This window comes from Mycobacterium mantenii, assembly GCF_001667865.1.
GTDB classification, from domain to species: domain Bacteria; phylum Actinomycetota; class Actinomycetes; order Mycobacteriales; family Mycobacteriaceae; genus Mycobacterium; species Mycobacterium mantenii_A.
Genome location: NZ_LZJP01000084.1, coordinates 1 through 1204 on the forward strand (window position 1 = coordinate 1; position 1204 = coordinate 1204).

Consider the following 1204-nt stretch of genomic DNA (forward strand, 5'->3'; position numbering starts at 1 on the left):
TGGGGCAATCGGGCGGTGTTGACCCAGCCCGCACCCGCACGGGTATCGATCCCGGAATTGTTCGCCGCGCAGGTGGCGCGCTCACCCGAGGCGATCGCGGTCACCTTCCAGGGTCACTCGTGGAGCTACCGCGAGCTCGATGAGTCCTCAAACCGCCTGGCGCATCTGCTGATCGACCGGGGCGTGAAGCCGGGGCAGTGTGTAGCGCTGGGGTTGGAGCGCTCGGCCCAGGCGATTGCCGCGATGCTCGCGGTGTTGAAAGCGGGGGCGGCCTACCTGGCGATCGACCTCGCACTGCCTGATGCCCGGTTCGATTTCATGCTCACCGACGCCGCGCCGGCCGCCGCCATCACCACCACCGATCTGGCCCAGCGGCTCGACCGACACGACCTCGCGGTCATCGACATCGACGACCCCGCCGTGCGCACCCAACCCAGCACCGCATTACCGCCGCCGCACCCCGACCACATCGCCTACCTGATCTACACCTCGGGCACCACCGGCGTGCCCAAAGGGGTGGCCATCACCCACCACAACCTGACTCATCTGGCGGCGTCATTGCCGACGCATCTGCCGGCGGCGCAAGCATGGACGCAGTGTCACTCGTATGCCTTCGACTTCTCAGTGTGGGAGATATGGGCCGCGTTGCTAGGTGGCGGTCGGTTGGTCGTGGTGCCCGAAGAGGTGGCCGCTTCGCCGGAGGAGTTCCACGCCTTCCTGATTGCCGAAAAGATAAACGTCCTCACCCAGACCCCTTCTGCCGCGGGCATGTTGTCGCCCTGCGGGTTGGATTCAGTGGCTTTGCTGCTCGGTGGCGAGCCCTGCGCGGCCGAGTTGGTGGACCGTTGGGCACCCGGCCGAGTGGTGATCAACGCCTACGGTCCCACCGAGGCCACGGTGTATGCATCGATGAGCCCTCCTCTGTCAGTTGGGGCCAGTGGGGCACCGATCGGCTCGCCGGTAACGACCGCGGCGCTGTTCGTCCTCGACGACTGGTTGCGGCCGGTGCCGACCGGCGTGGTCGGGGAACTATATGTGGCGGGCCGGGGCGTGGGCATCGGATATGTCGGCCGGGCAGGTTTGACCGCGTCGCGGTTTGTGGCGTGTCCGTTCGGTGGGGTCGGAGTGCGGATGTATCGCACCGGGGATTTGGTGCGGTGGGGTGCTGATGGGCAGCTGCGGTATCTGGGGCGTGCTGATGAGC

General features: G+C 66.9%; 1 protein-coding gene. It reads left to right on the plus strand.

All coding sequences use genetic code 11. The features are described from left to right. On the plus strand, positions 1 to 1204 hold a 1204-nt coding region (locus A5688_RS13785), incomplete at both ends, for an amino acid adenylation domain-containing protein (protein ID WP_120312544.1).